The sequence below is a fragment of the Nostoc sp. UIC 10890 genome (genome assembly GCF_054786515.1).
The window spans coordinates 6,080,610-6,098,698 of record NZ_JBSGKF010000001.1 but is presented as its reverse complement, the minus strand read 5'-3'; the positions used below and the strand labels follow the sequence as shown (position 1 = coordinate 6,098,698).

The following is an 18,089-nucleotide window of genomic DNA, read 5'->3' as shown; positions in this document are numbered from 1 at the left end:
TGTGCTATGAACTGAACCCGCATTTCTCACAAGCTTCAGGCGCTTGATAGAGCAGAAGAGAAGTAATGAGTTATGAGTTATGAGTTATGAGTTATGAGTTATGAGTTATGAGTTATGAGTTATGAGTAAAAACTTCTTACTCATTACTTATTACTCATTACTTATTACTTATTACTTATTACTCATTACTTATTACTCATTACTTATTACTCATTACTTATTACTTATTACTTCTCCTCGGCACTTGCACAGGCTTTAAGAGGTGTGGTGAGAAATCCGGGTGAAGCGCTTTTATTGGGGGTCTATGTTAAAACTGCTGTAATTCATGTGTAACAAACATTTCGGCAGATATTCAGTTCAAGTTAGAGATTTTGTGAGAAGTTGACCATCCAAAACCAGGGTAAGTTGCCCATTGGCAAGAACGCTAGTTCCTTGGATATAAGCAGCAACTGGGATTGCTTCCCCCAGAGGATGGATCGCAGCGGATTGCTTGCCGATGATGCAATCTACTTCTAAAGCACATCGTTTGTCTAAATAACGAAATACTAATAAAGGCTTATCTTGCTTGAAAGCATTTAGTGTATCTGTGCTGTAAGTGGTAACTGAAGTGGGAAGCTGGTTAGGACAAATCAGCACATCAGTCAATAAGTGGATAGGGACGAGCATTTCTGTTGTTAAATCCTCATCAGCACAACCAAGGAAGCCACTGGTGCCAGAAGACTGCAAAAATAACATACGTCCCGCTTGAGTTTGGATAATTTGTTCGGATTGGGATAGATAAATCTGCTCTACAGAATCGGCAATAAATGCATAAACTCTGGAGTTAGCTTGACAGACGATAAGTTGAGCAATTTTTTGATCGAGGGGAATTTGGAGCGAGAAGGCTGTACCATGTCCAACTTTAGACTTCAATACTATTCTTCCCTGAATAGCTGTTAATTGCTTGCAAACTTCAGTTAATTCTACTCCTAACTCTAAGGCAGCGCGATCGCATAAAACAGATGAAACTTCTGGTTCAATTACCAGTTCTTGTAAGATATCCCCTGGTTTTGTCAGGGCGAGTCCTTGGGCTAAAGCTTGTTGATAGATTTGAGATAAGTTAAGTCCTGCGCCATCATCACAGCCATCAATAATTAGTTGATTTCCCTGCTGGTAAATTTGAATTTCAATAATACCGTTGCTATTTTTACCAAGGTGTTGGCGTGTTTGACCAGACTCAATACTTTGCTCTAGTAAATAGCAACTTATATGCAACAGGAGAGCATGGAGGCGATCGCTAAATGCCCGATCGACTTGGATATCGCTAATTTGTAAATGTAGTCTAGCAGACTTATCTTGTAGAGCTTGTAACTGAGACCAAAGCCGATGCAACGGTTCTAAGGCTACTTTTAAAGGAATAGTTGTAACTGTTTTGACTAAATTGGCAGAATGGTTAAGTAACTTTTTCTGCTGTATAAGTTCTTGTTTGAGTTGGTGATGATTGTTATTCAGCGAATCAACAGTTGATACCACCTGAGACGCTTCAGCTAAAACAGATTGCAGAGTACTGTATAATTGCTGAGAGCGAGAAGCAGCTAGAGGAGAAAGAGTATCTGAAATTGCTGCTAAACGTCCTGACCATTCCTGTAAGTTATCCAGCAGGTGTTGTAATCGTTTAACTTGTCGGAGCAATCGCCCAATCGTATGTTGCTGTTGTTCTTCCTGACAGGCTTGCTGATTATATGTAGTTAATAATGTTGCAACTAGCGCGTTTAGTTGTTCGAGATGCTTAATATTGATGGGTGTAGCGGCTGGAATACTTGTTGCAAGAATGGTAGAAATCGATTCTTGCAAAGAGAGTGGATGGCGATCGCCAAAAGATTTAACTAGAGATGCAACAGATGTTTCAGTAGGCAGGGAAAAATCCCCCAACCAAGCATGAAAATCTTCTTCCCCATACTCCTTCGGGTTTGCTAGTTCCCCTACCTTGATGGGAAGTTGTTCGGTATCTACGCGAACAAGGCTGTCAGACTGGGGGCTAGTCTCACAAGAGGCAGGGAGAGGGGCGGAGGGGCGGAGGGGCAGAGGGGCAGAGGGGCGGAGGGGAAAGAACTTGGTATTTGAACTCTCCTTTGCTCCCCTGCTCCCCTGCTCCCCTGCTCCCCTGCTCCCTACTCCCTGCTCCCCTGCTTTTTCACATTCGTGCGGTTGCTCTATCGATGTCTCAAGGTTTGTTTCTTGGGGGATAACGCTTTGTTGGCGATCGCCAAACTCTGCTTGTAGACGAGCAACAATGGCAGACATCCGCTCCAGAATTTCTACTTCGTCAATTTGCGAGCCTGTTAAAAATGCCATCAATAGCATCTGTAGGCAATCTAATCCTTCTGACAACAGGGAGGCGATTGGGGCGTTGACAGTTGCCTGATACTGATGCAAAAGCTGAAAAATCTCTTCTAGTGCAGCTGCGACTATGGCAATGGCATCTAGCTCGGCTGCTATGGCAATCGAATGCAGAGAGCGAGCAGCTTCCATGAGAGCCGAAGCTGTACCAGGGTTACTGTCTTTTGTATAGTTAGGCAACTCCTGCTCCAAGAACAGCAACAGATCGATCGCTTCTTCTAGAAAGCGATCGTCGTTCTGCGGTTGGGGGACAAAATCGGTACTCATGAAAACAACTCTCAGTTTCTATGGGGTTTGTGACAATTCTATGGCTTCGATATTGTTTGGAGGCTACAAGCAGCAATCTGGGCGATCGCTCTGAATTGCTCCTGGATTTGCGCGATTGACTCCAGCCCAGCACTGATTTGGCGATCGCACGGTTCGATAGCAGAAGCAACGTCTGTTGCTGCCACTTGGAGTTCCTGGAACCACTCCTCTATATTTAGGGTGCTGTCGCGGGCTTGACGGGCGAGAATTTCCACCTGTTCGGCAGCAGCTAACAAACCTTGTTCCCGATCGCTAGCTTTTGTGGCTTCGATAGCTGTATTCAGGGATAAAATCTGAATTTTGCTACTCAAGCCTTCCACAAGATGAACAAAGCCAGAAGCTTGCTGGCAAAATTCACCAAGATATTGCAGCTGTTTATTAGTAATAGCAACAGTATCTTGAATAGACATTAAATGCTCGCCGGCAAGCTCGGCGATTCTTGCTCCTTCTTGTACAGCGTGGCTCACCTGCTGAAATGGCACTAGTAACTCAGAGCGATCGCCGGATTCAAGCTGTTGAGCAGGTGGAGCTACTATTTCAGCCCAACGCAAGTTAATTGTCAACATCATTCCTACTTGTTGTAGCAAACTGCGCTCTGCTTCCTGCCATTGTCGGGTTTGGAGGCAATGATGAATAACTAAAAAACCCCAAGGCTGTTGTTTGACAATCAAGGGCAAGCACAGGCTAGCTTGTACCTGAAAGCGTTGCCAAAATTGCTGTTGGCGTGGGGTTAATTCTAATACTTCAGTTAGGTTGTTGAGTAAGTTTTGTCCGTCGCCAACATCGGGTTTATTAACAAACAAATTTATCGGTAGGGATTGGTTGAGCAGGGATGTCCAACCCGCTTGTATAGCTTCAGCGATCGCTCGACTGCGATTATCTTCCTCAAAACGATAAATCAAGACGCGATCGGCGTTGAGAACATCTCGTAGGGCGGTGGCTGTAACCTCCAAAAGTGCAGTTTGACTTTTTGCCTGCTGCATTTGTCGATCGATGGCCGCAAGTTGTTCTCGCTGGAGTTGAAAAGCCCCTCGAACATTTTGATCGTTGTCACTGGGCGAATCCTTAGCCAAAGCTTGGATAAAAGCTTCGATTTGACTTACCTTGTGCTGCAATTGAGCGACCTTTGGCCCCTTAGCAGATTGAAAGACTGCTTTGATTAGAGCCACATTAGCCAAAATTTCTTCTATCTGGATTTCATTTTCAACAGGCTGGGTTTCAGAATTAGGGTCTAAAGTTGCGATCGTCACGGAAAACTCCTTGGCAGCATCAAGTCAAATAGAAAAAGCAGGGGAGCAGGGGAGCAGGGGAGCAAGGGAGCAGGGGAGCAAGGGAGCAAAGAAGAGTTCAAATACCAAGTTCTTTCCCCTCCGCCCCTCTGCTCCTCTGCCCCTCTGCCTCTTATGAGTGGGTTTGCCATTGCAATGTCTGAGCGATCGCTCTAGTGTCTAAAATCCAGCGATCGCCTGGCAGAATACCTCGAACAAAATTTAGCAGTTTGTTTGGGGAAAAGTCGGTTGGTGCCGATTGTGCTTGCTGTAAATCCTGCCACTCTACATCGTAGACATGAGCCACCAAAAACCCGACTACCTGATTTTGCAGTTCGATAACCAGAACCATTGGCTTTTCTGGTCGTGACTGCCGCTTCAAAAGCGGCGCATAACCAAGCAAATGTTCCAAGTCAACCACCCGCAGCATTTGTCCTTGCCAATTATAGAAACCTAAAATCCAACTTGGTAAGGCCGGGGCTGGAGAAATTTCTTGGCTAGCGAGATGAATCATGTCCACTATTGAGTCAAATGGTAGCAATCCACTTCCTTGATTCCCCAAGGAAAAACGCAGAAATCTTTGCCGTTGTTCGCCTGATGTCAGCCCAGGAGGCAAGGTTGGGGTTGTTCCGGGCAACCCCAACTTATCAGCCAATATCTGGCTCATACCAAAAAGAAGTACTTTGAGTGGTTCTTCGTTTGGTGCTACAGGCAAAACAGCCATGTGGCTCACACAGCTTAATTCCGCCACTTGCCGATAAGACCAAGGCACGGGACGCACAGCTGACAAAGGAATATCGATTAAGGCAGGGGGCTTGTCCACAGGAATGCCACAAATTTCCCCAGTCCGCGTTTGAGTCAGAAGTAAGAAGCGCCCTGAAGTGTCAACCGGAGAGTGAACTTGATGCGCCTGTTGGGCTTGTACTTGCTGAATGAACTTCTGGCGCAAGTCCACAATTGTGATCGTTTGCGCTCCCAAATCAACCATCCCGATACCACTTTCAACCGTACTGCTAATAGGGGGACAAGCCATCACCTTGAGAACTGCCCCAACTGGCAGGGCAAATAAATAGTCTGCGATCGCAAAAACAACGACTCGTAATGAGTCGCGCTCGCTGACAGCGCCAGATAATCGCTTAAACGGAAAGGGAGTGTTAAGCATAAATAATAGAAAGGGTAAAGGGAAAAGGGGAAAGGGGAAAGGGGAAAGATTTTATTATTTTGATGACTGATTTATAGATTGAATTTGATTAGATAGCATACGGCTCAACTCTATAGCTTGATTAGAAAGTTGTGTATAAGTTGGTTGGTCTAGATAGCCCACTTCTAACGCTACTCTTAAAAGACTGCGAACTTCACCGGCAGACCCTTTAGCAATATTTAGAAAGTTTAAGTATTCTTTGCGAGAATATCGTTCAAATCCTTCTGCAATATTTGTAGGTATTGATACGGTTGCACGTCTTAACTGATCTCTTAAACCAAAGTCTCTACTCAGTTCACCTTCCTTAGTCCTTAAGTATATTTGCTTAACTAAGTCAATACCTTTTTGCCATACTTTTAAATCCTCAAAAGTTTCAATTTTTTTCCTTTCCATTCCTTCCCCTTTCCCCTTTACCCCTTCCCCTTTACCCTTTACCCTTTACCCTTTACCCATTAACCAATTCAGCGATCGCGGCTAGAAAGCTCTGTTCTGAATAGGGTTTGGTCAGGTAAGCTTTCGCCCCTAGAGCTAAAGCTAATTGGCGGTGCTTCTGTCCGCTACGGGTAGTCAGCATCACCACAGGAATCCCGGACAAACGCTCGTCTTGGCGATGGTGTTCTAAAAACTCAAATCCATTCATACGTGGCATTTCAATGTCACAAATCACTAAATCGACATCACCATGTTGCAGCAGTTGAGCGATCGCCTCTCGACCATCGCCTGCTTGCAACACTTGATAATCGGCTTTCTGGAGCGTCTGCACCAAACTTTGCCTTTGTACAACCGAATCTTCCACGACTAACACTGTCAGTCGGTTAAGTTGAGCAACGGCTGTATTAACTTCCATCGGCTGTTGCTGCGGTTGCGTTATAGTTAGCTGCCCTTCTAGAGCAAGAACAGGCTCAGGCGCGGGCAATAGTTTAGTTGCAATTGATGCCGGGGAAGTTGGCATCATATCTGTCTCCCAAGTTTGCCGAACTAACTCCAACGGGTCAACGATTAGGGTAAGGCTACCATTTCCCAACACACTGTAGCCTTGGATGTAACTAGGTAAAGTCAGGACTCTGCCGAGGGATTTAATTACTAATTCCTGCTCGACTAAAATCTGATCGACTTGCAAACACAGATATTGATGCTCTGTTTCCAACAGCAGCAGAGGTTCAACGGTGTTCCGTTGTTTGACTGGAAAAGGACTTAGGTTTAAATTGTGGTCTTGGGTGAATAAAGGATATTTGTAATCCAGCAAATTCGCAAGCGAGCGGATGGGAACTAGTTGCTGACTTTGCCCTTCTCCCCACTGCCAGAATTTTTGGCTGCCTTGCCCGTGTAAAGATTGCTGGACTTGAATCTGCTCTGGCTGCGGTAATAAAACCTGGCTAACTCCTTCAGATAGCAAGCCATAAGTAATACCTTGAGATTGACAAACGAGCAAGCGTGCTGTTGTCAAGCTCAGGGGCAATTGCAGGATGAAGGTGGTTCCCTGCCCTGAAAGCGATCGCACCACAATCGAACCTTGTAAAGCTTGCAATTGAGTACGAACGACATCTAAGCCGATACCACGGCCTGATAACTCACCAATCTGCTTGGCGGTAGAAAAGCCTGGTTCAAATAATAACTCTGCCAGTTGGTCTTCTGAGGCGTAGGCGGCTTGTTCGGGAGTCAGCAGGTGTTTTTCTATAGCTCGCTGACGAATGGATTCCCAGTTAAAGCCTCGACCATCATCCCGTACTTCAATAGTAGTGCGGTTGCCTTGATGATAGGCTTTAATTGTAATTGTTCCGGTTTCTGGTTTACCCTGTTCGCGGCGAGTTTCTACCGGTTCAATGCCGTGATCGAAGGCATTGCGAATCATGTGCAGCAAGGGATCGTACAACTGCTCAGAAATGGCTTTATCCACCAGTACCTTCGTACCGCCAAGCTTGAGTTCAACAGGCTTATGATAAGTTGCTACCATCTGTTGCAGGAGGCGGGGTAATCGATTCAACACTGTTCCCAGTGGAACCATTCTGGCTTGCAGCAAATCTTCCTGCGCTCCTGAAAGCAGTTGCTTGCGCTTGCCAAGACTGAAGCGAGATTGCTGAACTAAGCCATTAACAGCCTCAATCCGTTCTCCTAATTGCACCATGTCTTCTGTAAGATTTTGCAGGAGAATGTGCAACTCGCTATAGTTATCCATTTCTAAGGCATCAAAATTGGATTGTGCCTCGGTAGTTGGAACTGAGCGTGGAGAGCCATGTATATGTCGCTGCTTGCGTTCGGGAAGCAGCAGATGCCGATCCGACCAAGTAAAAACTTTACTCAGTTGTTGTTGACAGTACAAAAACTGTAGTAAAGTGTCTTGGGCCGCTTTGTGGATATGGTTAGATTGCAGGTTTTGTTGGTTTTCGCTGATTAGCAATTCCCCAATTGTATGGCTGAGGCGATCGAGTTGTTCTATCGCTACTCGGATACTGGGAAGTGATGCCGATGACTGAGCTTGGAGGCTTGGCGCTGGTGGTGGAGAGGCTGGCCGATCTGAGTCTGAGTATCGGCAGGATGTCTGTGGATCTCCGATCCAGATTGACTGTAAAATCCGCTCTATGGCAGAGGGGGCTACTACCGAATCCTGAGAAATAGGTGCTAGTACCTCCGGTGTTTTCGGTACGGAGTTATCAGTCCGCTTCGGGAAAAACGACCAAATTGATTCCGCTTCGCTGGCACTGAGGAGGGGAGATGGCTGATTCTCAGTTGTAGTCGTTTGTGTTGGTTGGGCAGCGATCGCAACTGGCTGTTCTTGCGGTTCTGGGACGGGAGTAGTGAGCATTGCCCATTCTCGTAATTGTGGAGATATCTCTCCTCCTTGAATGCGATCGCCTGTAAGTACTGCTGTTTGAGCTGCTTTAAAATTTTCTAAAGCCGCCTGAGCGATTTGCAATACTTTGTCTGGATGTGCTTTGAGCGCGTTTAGAGTCGCCTGGGCAATTTCTTCCAATCCAGATAAGCCATAAGATGCTGCTAGTTCGACAAAAAATTCGGCTTGGGAGTTGAGTGTTGTTTGAATTTGTTGCGGATCTTGGCTTTGAATGTCAGTTTCGAGCTGTTGCAAATCCTGGAGTACACTCCCGGAAAAGATTGACTCTACCACATCAAAGCCAAGTTCTTCCGAACTGGGAAGCGGAGCCTCGCGGCCAAAAAAGTCGCCTAGTTTATGTTGAAGTTGGGCAAAGATTGAGGCAGTGCGATCGAGTATTTCTGCCTCATTGCAGGATAAGCCCATCAAGGCTGCACTCAATGGAGTTCGCAGGCATTCATAAGCATCTAGAAGCAAAGCACCCAATTCTGGATCGATTTCCAGTTCTGGAGCGTATAACGCTTGGAATACATCTTCCAAATGATGGGCAATTGTCTGAATAGTTTCTTGCCCAACACTGGCAGCACTCCCTTTGATAGTATGGGCGCTTCGCATCAAGGCATGAACTTTTTCTATTGTTTTTTCATCAAGTAGACCGATCAAATTCTGCTCAATGGTTTGTAACAACTCTGCCGCTTCCGCAAGAAAAGCCTGCTCTTGATTACTGGGATCGGGGTTCATAACACAATACGCTTGGTGTTAAGGAGATTTATCTGTTAAGGCAGGGGGGCAATAAGGTTAGGATAAGCATTTTGAACTCAGAATTGGGTTTGGGGAAAAGGTTAAAGGGTAAGGGTTAAAGGTTTTTTCTTCCCCTGTCCCTTTCCCCCTTTCCCTTTCCCCTCCCTGTTCCCGCACGGAACGGGCTAGTCAACTTTGAACTGGCTAACGCTGGTTTCCAGTTGTTGTGAAGTCATCCGTAGTTCCTCAAAAGACTCGGAAATGTGGATGGCACTTTCTGAAGTCTTACGGGCGATTGCCGAAACATCCATCATCGCCTCTGTCAACATCTGGGATTGCTGACTTTGATGGGAAACTGCTTGGGTAATTCCTTGCACCAATCCACCAATTTCGTTGGTAGCTACCACGATCGCACTTAGGGAATGACGAGTCTCATCGATCAAGTTCGAGCCTTGAACAACTTGGGTAATCCCTATCTCCATTGCTTCGGTAACTTCGTTGGTACCAGCTTGAATTTCTTGCACGAGTCGCTCAATTTCTGTGGTGGCACTAGCCGACTGATAAGCCAGAGAACGAACTTCATCTGCAACCACCGCAAAGCCTTTGCCATACTCTCCGGCACGGGTAGCCTCGATCGCAGCATTGAGTGCCAGCAAATTAGTTTGAGTGGCAAAGTTTTCAATCAGACTCACTACTTTCGAGATTTTCTGAGAAGCTTCACCGAGGCGTTTAATCTTCTTCGCTGTTTCCGACACGGTTTCCCGAATCTCCAAAATGCCATCTACGGTTCTTTCCATCAAGGAATCACCAGCTTGGACGGTATTGTTAGCTCTTTGAACCGCCTGTCCGACTTTTTGGGCATCAGCAGCGACTATCTGGGTGGAAGTTACCATCATTTGTAATTGTTCCAGAGCGTTTTCCAGCCGTTCTGCCTGCTGTTGAGCTTGGTCAGATAGTTTTACTACTGAGGTAGTGTTATTGCTGGAATTTTCACTCACCTTGCCAGCAGCAATCTGCACTTGTCGCACTAAATCTCGCAAACTTTGGATCGTAGTGTTGTAACCATCGGCGATCGTCCCAATTTCATCTTCAGATAGGGGCGCTCGAACGGTAAGATCGCCTCTGAAGGATGGTTCCAAAGCCATGAGAACGCGGATTGCTCCTTGTTGGAGTTTTTCGCGGGCGGTGCGTTCGCGCTCTGCTGCTTCTGCTAGTTGCTGCTCTTGAATACGCACCTGTGTTAGGTAATCAGCAAGATTGAGGGCAATACCAATCTGGACGCTGGCTTGGTTGAGAACATCCTCCTCGGATTGCTCCCACTGACGCGGTGCGCTATTTTGATAAACTCCCATCAGCCCCCATAGCCGATTTTCTTGAAAAATCGGAGAAATCATGTAGGCTTTAGTTCCCCACATCTCTAACAATTGGACGTGACATTCGTCATGACCAACAGTATATATATTGTCAACCCGCAAACTTTCTTTGCGGACATAACGTCCTCCTTGGTTGTACTGAAGATAGGTATCTCTAACTCTGGCCAGGCTAGTTCCCACCAACTTAGGCCAATCCCCAGTCACAGACTCAACTACAAATTCTCCAGACCAATCAGGCTCAAAACGGTAAACTCCAACTCGATCTACTTTCAGCAGTTGACGAAGTTCGTGGGTGGCAAACTGGATAAATTCCAGAACATTACCACGACTTTGGGCCATCTCTGTTAACCGACTTGGCAGGCGATAGGAAAATCGGGCGTTTGCTACTTCCCGTTCTGCCAGTTTGATCAGTTCCTCATTCTTGCTTAAGGTTTGTTGTAAGTATTGCGATTGCTGGACGGCAACCCCAAACTGCGTACCGATTTTTGCTACCAAGTTGACTTCATTCTCTTGCCATTGCCGCGGCCCGCTATTTTGGTAAGCTCCTAACAAACCCCAGAGCTTGTTTCCGGCAATAATCGGGGTGATGATATAGGCTCTAATCTGGAATTGCTCTAGAATTTTCAAGTGGCACTGGGCATGACCAGCAGTGTAAACGTCATTAATCACAAACGTCTCGTTGTTGCGATAGCGTCCACCTTGGGTTTGTTGTAGGTGTTCGTCTTCCCATACAGTCCTGATATCGGGGCCAACCAAAGCCACCCATTCGCGACTTACGGATTCGGCAATAAACTCCCCGCCCCAACCTGGATTGAAGCGATACACGGCTAGACGATCGCATTCCAAATGCGATCGCAATTCTGGTAGGGCATTGCGGAAAATCGTATCTAGCTCTTGAACTTGGCGAATTTTTTCTGACAGCCGTGTTAATGCTCGTTCCCCTTCTGCGGTTCTGGCTAACTCTGCATTCTTATTCTTGAGCTGTTCGATATACTTAACCTGTTGCAAGCCTATACCCATTTGCACAGCTACTTTTCGCAACAGTTGCACATCCTTGGATTTCCACTCGCGAGGGCCAGTATTTTGGTATGCTCCGATAAAGCCCCAGAGTTTGCTGCCAATAAATATCGGAGCGATCGCGTAAGCCTTAGCCTGGATTTTTTCTAATATCTCTAGGTAGCACTGAACGTGACCGGCAGTGGAGATATCATTGACAACAAAGGTTTCATGATTGCGATAGCGTCCGCCCTGAGTTTCTTGTAAATGTTCGTCCATCCAAATCGTTTTGATGTCGGAATCAGCTAAAGACAACCATTTATCTTTTACGGATTCGGCAACAAACTCCACACTCCAGTCGGGATGAAAGCGAAATACTGCTAGGCGATCGCACTGTAGTTGTTTGCGTAAACTTGGCAGCACATTCAGGAAAATTGTATCTGCCTCTTGAGCTTGGCGAATTTTTTCCACCATCCCTGTCAGCACCTGTTCCTCTTCTGCTGCCCGCGCCAACTCTGCATTCTTCGTTTTCAGTTCTCCGACGTACTCAACTTGCTGCACGCTTAACCCCAATTGAATGCCCAATTTGCTTAGTAATCGCACCTCCTCGGAATTCCACTGGCGCGGGCCGTTATTTTGGTAAGCTCCTAATAAACCCCAAAGTTTGTTTCCAGCAAAAATAGGGGCGATGGTGTAAGCTTTAACCTGGAACTGCTCTAACAGGTCAATGTGGCACTGGGCATGACCAACAGTATAGATATCATTAACGACAAAAGTTTCATTGTTGCGATAGCGCCCGCCTTGGGTTTGTTGTAGGTGTTCGTCTTCCCATACTGTTTTGATATCGGGGCCAACCAGAGGCACCCAGTCACTTCCTACAGATTCAGCCATAAATTCACCACTCCAATCAGAGTTGAAGCGATATATTGCCAGGCGATCGCATTTGAACAGCTGGCGCAATTCTGCCAAGGTAGTGCGGTAAATGGTTTCTAGCTGTTGGGACTGACGCATTCTATCCGCCATTCGGGCGATCGCGTTTTCTACTTCAGCTACTTGGGTCATTTCGATATTTTTTAACCGTAGCTGTTCGATATATTCAGCTTGCTGGAGGGCAATGCTCAACGGTTCGCCGATTTGTAACAAAGCACCTGTCTCTTCCTCAGTCCATTTCCGAACATCAGAATTCTGATAGGCTGCTAACAAACCCCAAAGATTACCAGCGCGGAAGATGGGAACAATGATGTATGCTTTGGCTTGGAACTTCTCTAATGATTCTAAATAGCAAGGTGAAAAACCAGCAGCAGAAATATCGTTGACTTTACGGAAGCGCGTTCCTTTGGCGTACATTCCACCCTGGGTTTCCTTGAGATAGGTATCGGCATCAGCCTTAACAGGGGAGCCATAATCCTTAATATTGCAACGTTCTGAAGATATCAGACCTGTTTTTAAAGTGCTATCTTGTTCCTGCATCTCCACCAGTGACGACCAACCAGCACCCACAGATTCAGCGATAACTTCTCCACTCCAGTCTGGATGAAATTGATAAACGACAACGCGATCGCATTTTAAAAATCGCCGCAACTCTTGGGTTGTAGTGCGGAAAAGGGTGCGGAGATCCGTTGCTTGTCCAATCTTTTCAATGATGCCGAAAACAGTACGTTCTCGTTCCACAAGTTTGGCTGACTCCTCAGAGCGGTGATAAAGTTGTTGCTGATATTGCACCTGTTGAATCGCAATACTAGACAGAGTTGCAACCTGCACCATTAGGCGAACTTCACTATCTTTCCACTGACGAGGCTGAGAATTTTGATAAGCAGCCAGCAAGCCCCACAACTTTTCTCCCTGGAAGATAGCAACAATAATGTATCCTTTGGCTTGATAGGTTTCTAAAATTTTGATATAGCAGTCAGAAAAACCAGCGCTGTAGATATCATTAGTGACTCGATAAATCTGTCCGCGATGGAAATTTTTGCCTTGGGTGTGCTGAATGTAGCTATCTGCACTGTGCGATCGCCCTGTTGTCCCAACCAATCCCCCTTCGTCTGCAAGGTTCCTCACACTGCAATAGTTAACGTTATTGACAATTGCTGGATTGTTTCGCTGTTCTTCTAATAGAGAAACCCACTCAGATCCAGCAGATTCAGCGACAAATTCCCCACTCCAATCTGGCTGGAAACGATAGATTGCGACGCGATCGCATTTTAGTGACTGTCGCAATTCTTGGGTGGCAACGCGAAAGATGGTATCCAAATCTTTGGACTGGAGAATTTTATTCGCTACACCAACAAGGATTTGGTCTTTTTCTACTTCTTGTTGCAACGTAGCCTGAATCACGGCAACTTGCAGTTGCGCTTCTAATTCCTGCTCGATTAATTTTAGTAACTGAATTTCAGCATTCTGCCACTGGCGAGCAGCAGTGCATTGCTGCACCACCAACAAACCCCAAACCCCATCTTTTGCTAAGATCGGCAAACTCAAACAAGCTCTTACCTGAAACCGCTCCATTAACTGCTTTTGGTAAGGAGACAAGCTTGCAGTGTGGGTATCTGCGATCGCGACTAATTTTTCTTGTTGATAAAGCTTGGTAGAACCTAACCCAAAAGTGACGGCGGGCAGTTTTTCCTTCAGCATTGGAGTAAAGCCATCCCTCATCGCCTCCGCAACAACTATCCCCTGCGTCGGATTCGTAAATTCATACAGCACCACGCGATCGGCTTGCAGGGCGCTTTGTATCTCCATGACAGCAGTAGCCAGCAAGGTATCTAGATCGGAAAATTGGCGGATCTTGCTAGCGATCGCCTGTACTTGCTCTACCTCTAATCCATCTCCTCCGTCTTGATATGGCAACACACTTAGCAGTTCTTTTAACTTGCGGATTCTCTCTCGCAATGGCCCTGTTTCCACCCAATCAGCTTGATCCAATTCAGTTCGCAATTCTTCTAGAGCGGAGGTGATTTGCTGTTTTGCTGGTGCATCAACGGTATGCCCGTTATCGGTTTCCTTATAACCGTTGCTGGGATTTGAGTGAGGTTGGCTCGGTCTAAGATTGTGTTGCGCTACCATGATCTTTCTTGCTATGAAGGTTGTCGGAATTAATAAGTAGAATGCAGAGTAAACTTCTTGCAGAAGTCAGGAAAAGGGTAAAGGGATAAGAAAGAGGGGAAAAGGTTAAAGGGAAAAGGGAAAAGGAATGAACAAGTCGCCCATGTTAGCGTAGCGGCACGAAGTGCGGGACGAGGTTTTTCCCCTTTCCCCTTCTTGATAAAAAAAACCCTTTCCCCCAAGAGTGCAAAACTATTTTTGCAAGAGGTCTAGTAGTCTGCCAACCCAAAATTGTTAGGTGAGTGCTGGGAAAAGGTTAAAGGTTAAAGGTTAAAGGAGTAAACATTTTTTCCCTTTCCCCCTTGCCCTTTACCCCGCCAAGTTTCCTTGGCGAACTACTAGTGTTAAAGAGGCTGAAGGGCTTGAATCACAACATGGGTGTCAAGTAACATCAAAGGGCTACCTTGAGAATCCACAAAGTAACCCTGTAAGAACGAGCCTAGTCGGCCAGGTAACATCGATGTCGAAATCGCTAACCGCTCTTGGGGATCGTGAACTTCAATAGTATTGACTTGCTCTACCAACAGCCCGATGGTTTGATTCTGGACTTGAACAAGCATCGCCATGCCAGAGTTACGCACACTTTCTCGCCGACACCAGTGTGTTGCTCCCAACAAACCTGCTAAATCAAGAATCCAGATCGCTTCTCCCCGCCAATTCATGATGCCTAACAAGAATTCTGCTACTTGCGGTACTGGCAAAATCTCGGTCAGCGCAACCTGAATTACTCCCCGTAAATCAGCTAATGGGAGTAACCCATTTACTTTTCCATTCAACGGAAATCTTAAAAACCTCTGGTTGTTTCCTTGAGGAGAGTTTTCAAGTCGAAATTGGCTATTTATGGGTAGCGAAGAAAAGCTATCATTGCCCTGTACCATTGCCCTAGTTTCCTTTAGCGAATAAATTTATTAACAGTCTGGAGCAAGGTATTTTCATCTACAGGTTTGACTAAATAGCCATCGGCACCACTCATATTGCCCCAAGTTCTATCAACATCTGTGTTTTTAGTTGAGCAAATTACTACCGGGATTCCTTTTGTTGTCGGATCGGCTTTCAACTTGCGGCAGAACTCAAATCCACTTTGGCCTGGTAAAATCAAATCCAGTAAGATCAAGTCAGGTTTTTGTTGTTTCAACCTGAGTTGAGCCTCTTCACCACTGCGAACTTCATAAACTGAATATCCTCCTTGTTCTAGGTAACGTGTCATCTTTTCGGATTCTGTGAGGCTATCTTCAACTAAAAGAACTTTTTTCATTTTTTCCTAACTATTTAATTTAGAATTTGACAAATTATTGCGACAAATGAATTAACACCAAGCCAGATATAGAAAGTAATTTGCAATCCAAAATCTGTTTTGAAAATGGATGTAGGAGAGCCACTGGCATGACTACCGCTTCAACCTAAACGGTTAAATACTTGTGAAGCATATTGAGTACTTTGTCTGCTTCTACAGGTTTACCCAAAAAGTCAGTTGCCCCTACTAATTTTGCTCGCATCCGATCTACTATTCCATCTTTGCCCGTTAAAATGACAACTGGCACATTTTTGAGACTTGGAGTTTTACGGATTTGAGAACAAATTTCATAGCCATTTACTTTTGGCATCAAAAGATCCAAAAAAATGAAGTCTGGCTTGCTTTTAATTAGGTTTAAAACTGCCGTCAAGGAATCTTGAATGCCAACAAAGCGATAACCTTGATGGGTGAGAATTTCCTCCAAACTGCGACAGATCATTGGACTATCATCCACACAGGCTACTAAAGGTCTTGAGACATCAATAATTGCTTTACTAGCCGCTGGGGGTGCAACTTGTATAACAGTGTTCTCTTCTTTCTTCACTGAAGAATTGAAATTATTAACTGCACTGGACGGACTGACAATTTCTTTACTAGTCGCTGGGGGAGCAACTTTGTTGAAATTGGGCGCAACTTGTAAAACAGTGTCCTCTTCTGTCTTTAGTGAAGAATTGGAATTATTAACTGCACTGGACGGGTTGCCAGTTTCTTTACTAATCCCAACCTGCCTGAGCTTTGGAGTGGGTGAAAAAGCGATCGCCCCTGTTTTTACCAATGTCATCAATAACCGAGTCAAAGCTAAGACATCCCGACCGCTTTTTTGCCCTAAACCTCGTAAAGTTTTTGTTCCATCAACTAGAGCAATAATCTGTTTAGAGGATGCTTGTCCTTGGAGTAGCTCAATTTGTTGAATGATCGGAAATAAATTGGGCGAGTAGGTTGCTAGTCCTGCATCTCGCCATTCTTGCCAGGCTTGTGTAGCACGTTTCAAAACTTCCTCTGTTGGTATTACAGCTAGGAGAACCCCAGGAACTTCACCAACAACGGTACTATATGAAAACTGCCCTGCTGGATTGTCGCCATTTCTTTTGGCTTCAATGTACTGCATTATATCAAACAAGACTTCAGCTATTGAGCTTGCAATCAGGCTCACAAGTTGTTGTTGTTCGATTAATTTTTGTTCTCGTAACTTAGCAAGAATGGAATACTCGCGATAATTTTCTTGGGGAGAAACAAGCTGCTCCAACTGTGTCACATCCACATTAGAACAGTACCGCAACAAGTGTCTTCGCCATCGCTCATCGGCATTAGAACCGCCAGCCTGCCAAATTAATCGTCCTAAACGAAAATATAGCGTCCAAGTCGGCCCATCCCTTGCTTCAAGATTCAGCCTGCCTGTGAATAATTTAGTTTGAAGTTGCTCGATCAATTGATTCACAATGGATCGCACCTCCTTATATATCTTGAGTTTTGCATTTACATTAGAATTGCTCAAATAATCCAGTTTACTAACTTCATCGTGCGATCGCCAATAGCACAGTTAAAAACCTTGATTGAGCTACCCCAGCTTGTTATATCCCTTTCCAACCGGATATTTTTCAAGTTCAAAGCCGGAAGTTTGAACAAAGATTTAAGCTATTTTTCTAATTATTAATAGGTTAACTAATTATTAATAGGTTAACTTGTTGCCATGTTACATCTACTGAGCAAATTGCTTGTACAAATGTAGTTGCAATACAGACCGGAAAAAGATGGAAATGTTGAATACTACAAAACATAGACCAGCTTTAATGCTTATCGATTTTGTACTCTGCTGCTTAAGGCGAGAGAGACAAGCGATCGCCCAACAGCTAGTCTGCAAATACAAAAAATGAGCTTGAATTAAGTTTGTCAAGAAATTGCTTGTTGCCGAATAAAGTATTGGCGATCGCGTTGTTCCAGTACCCCTTGCTTGATCAAGGAGCGCAGGATATCTATCGTTTGTACTCGGCTTAAGCCTATCACCTCTTCAATTTCTATCAGAGTAGCTCCTTCAGCTTGCTGAATGTATTGCTGCACTTTAGATTTAGCAGTATCCGTATTCAAGACAGGCGCTTTCTTAGCTATGGTATTGACGGAAGTACGAAAACCAGTGGCTTTAATTGCAGAACGGGAGATTGACCATTTTGGAACTGTTACAACTGATTTCTCTTCTTTAGCAGGAGTCGGGGAAACTGCTTGTTCATGAGTGCGATCGTCCCAAACATTGTTATGTAAGATAGCCCGGAAATTTTGCAAGTTTTGGAATAATGCCTGAGCCTTTGCTGCCCGCTGTTGGCGGTATTCTTGCTGGCGTTGGCAGACATCTGTTTTTATTTGCAATATTTCCAATTGCCGCTCTACAATCTCTTGCTGAAATTGCTGCTGTTGTAAGTTCCTGTCGTTGTGAAGGCTGGTAACAAAACTGCTCAATTCTTGATGAAGCAAATCTGCTTGCAGCTGCAATTCTTTTTGAGTTAGCTGTTTCCACTGGTTAACTTGTTGACGGCGTTCAGCAGTTATTTGCAATCGCTGCGATCGCTCTTGTTCCCATAAATTCTTGAGAGCCATCAGCTGAAAT

General features: G+C 45.2%; 10 protein-coding genes. All 10 read right to left on the bottom strand.

What is annotated here, in order from left to right; translation table 11 throughout:
• Positions 1–357 precede the first annotated feature (357 nt).
• The 10 genes from ACWATR_RS25300 to ACWATR_RS25255 all read right to left on the bottom strand — a co-directional run bounded on the left by ACWATR_RS25300 (position 358) and on the right by ACWATR_RS25255 (position 18,079).
• Positions 358–2,646, bottom strand: a complete 2,289-nt coding sequence (locus ACWATR_RS25300; protein WP_460338468.1) for a hypothetical protein — start codon at positions 2,644–2,646, stop codon at positions 358–360.
• Positions 2,647–2,684: 38 nt separating this feature from the next.
• A complete protein-coding gene (locus ACWATR_RS25295; RefSeq protein WP_460338466.1) occupies positions 2,685–3,935 on the bottom strand; it encodes a GAF domain-containing protein in 1,251 nt (416 codons plus the stop codon).
• A 151-nt stretch (positions 3,936–4,086) separates the two neighbouring features.
• Entirely contained in the window at positions 4,087–5,115 is a 1,029-nt protein-coding gene (locus tag ACWATR_RS25290; RefSeq protein WP_460338464.1) for a chemotaxis protein CheW, read from the bottom strand.
• A gap of 54 nt (positions 5,116–5,169) precedes the next feature.
• Positions 5,170–5,547, bottom strand: a complete 378-nt coding sequence (locus ACWATR_RS25285) for a four helix bundle protein (protein WP_460338462.1) — start codon at positions 5,545–5,547, stop codon at positions 5,170–5,172.
• 52 nt (positions 5,548–5,599) lie between these two features.
• Positions 5,600–8,725: a hybrid sensor histidine kinase/response regulator gene (locus ACWATR_RS25280; RefSeq protein ID WP_460338460.1), complete on the bottom strand. Its 3,126-nt coding sequence runs from the start codon at positions 8,723–8,725 to the stop codon at positions 5,600–5,602.
• 185 nt (positions 8,726–8,910) lie between these two features.
• Positions 8,911–14,157, bottom strand: coding sequence for a GAF domain-containing protein (locus ACWATR_RS25275; RefSeq protein ID WP_460338458.1), 5,247 nt, complete (start codon positions 14,155–14,157; stop codon positions 8,911–8,913).
• Between the two features lie 383 nt (positions 14,158–14,540).
• Positions 14,541–15,074: a chemotaxis protein CheW gene (locus ACWATR_RS25270; protein ID WP_460338456.1), complete on the bottom strand. Its 534-nt coding sequence runs from the start codon at positions 15,072–15,074 to the stop codon at positions 14,541–14,543.
• Between the two features lie 14 nt (positions 15,075–15,088).
• Positions 15,089–15,451 (bottom strand): response regulator transcription factor, encoded by a 363-nt coding sequence (locus tag ACWATR_RS25265; protein ID WP_069071669.1) that lies wholly within the window; start codon positions 15,449–15,451, stop codon positions 15,089–15,091.
• Positions 15,452–15,596: 145 nt separating this feature from the next.
• Complete coding sequence (locus ACWATR_RS25260; protein WP_460338453.1) at positions 15,597–16,928, bottom strand: response regulator; 1,332 nt, start codon at positions 16,926–16,928, stop codon at positions 15,597–15,599.
• A 452-nt stretch (positions 16,929–17,380) separates the two neighbouring features.
• Positions 17,381–18,079, bottom strand: a complete 699-nt coding sequence (locus ACWATR_RS25255) for a gas vesicle protein GvpC (protein ID WP_460338451.1) — start codon at positions 18,077–18,079, stop codon at positions 17,381–17,383.
• Positions 18,080–18,089 lie beyond the last annotated feature (10 nt).

Bases quoted from the DNA above. Each gene is read 5' to 3' on its own strand.
- ACWATR_RS25275 (WP_460338458.1), bottom strand. From the start codon at position 14,157: ATGGTAGCGCAACACAATCTTAGACCGAGCCAACCTCACTCAAATCCC.
- ACWATR_RS25280 (WP_460338460.1), bottom strand. From the start codon at position 8,725: ATGAACCCCGATCCCAGTAATCAAGAGCAGGCTTTTCTTGCGGAAGCG.
- ACWATR_RS25255 (WP_460338451.1), bottom strand. From the start codon at position 18,079: ATGGCTCTCAAGAATTTATGGGAACAAGAGCGATCGCAGCGATTGCAA.
- ACWATR_RS25285 (WP_460338462.1), bottom strand. From the start codon at position 5,547: ATGGAAAGGAAAAAAATTGAAACTTTTGAGGATTTAAAAGTATGGCAA.
- ACWATR_RS25265 (WP_069071669.1), bottom strand. From the start codon at position 15,451: ATGAAAAAAGTTCTTTTAGTTGAAGATAGCCTCACAGAATCCGAAAAG.
- ACWATR_RS25300 (WP_460338468.1), bottom strand. From the start codon at position 2,646: ATGAGTACCGATTTTGTCCCCCAACCGCAGAACGACGATCGCTTTCTA.
- ACWATR_RS25290 (WP_460338464.1), bottom strand. From the start codon at position 5,115: ATGCTTAACACTCCCTTTCCGTTTAAGCGATTATCTGGCGCTGTCAGC.
- ACWATR_RS25270 (WP_460338456.1), bottom strand. From the start codon at position 15,074: ATGGTACAGGGCAATGATAGCTTTTCTTCGCTACCCATAAATAGCCAA.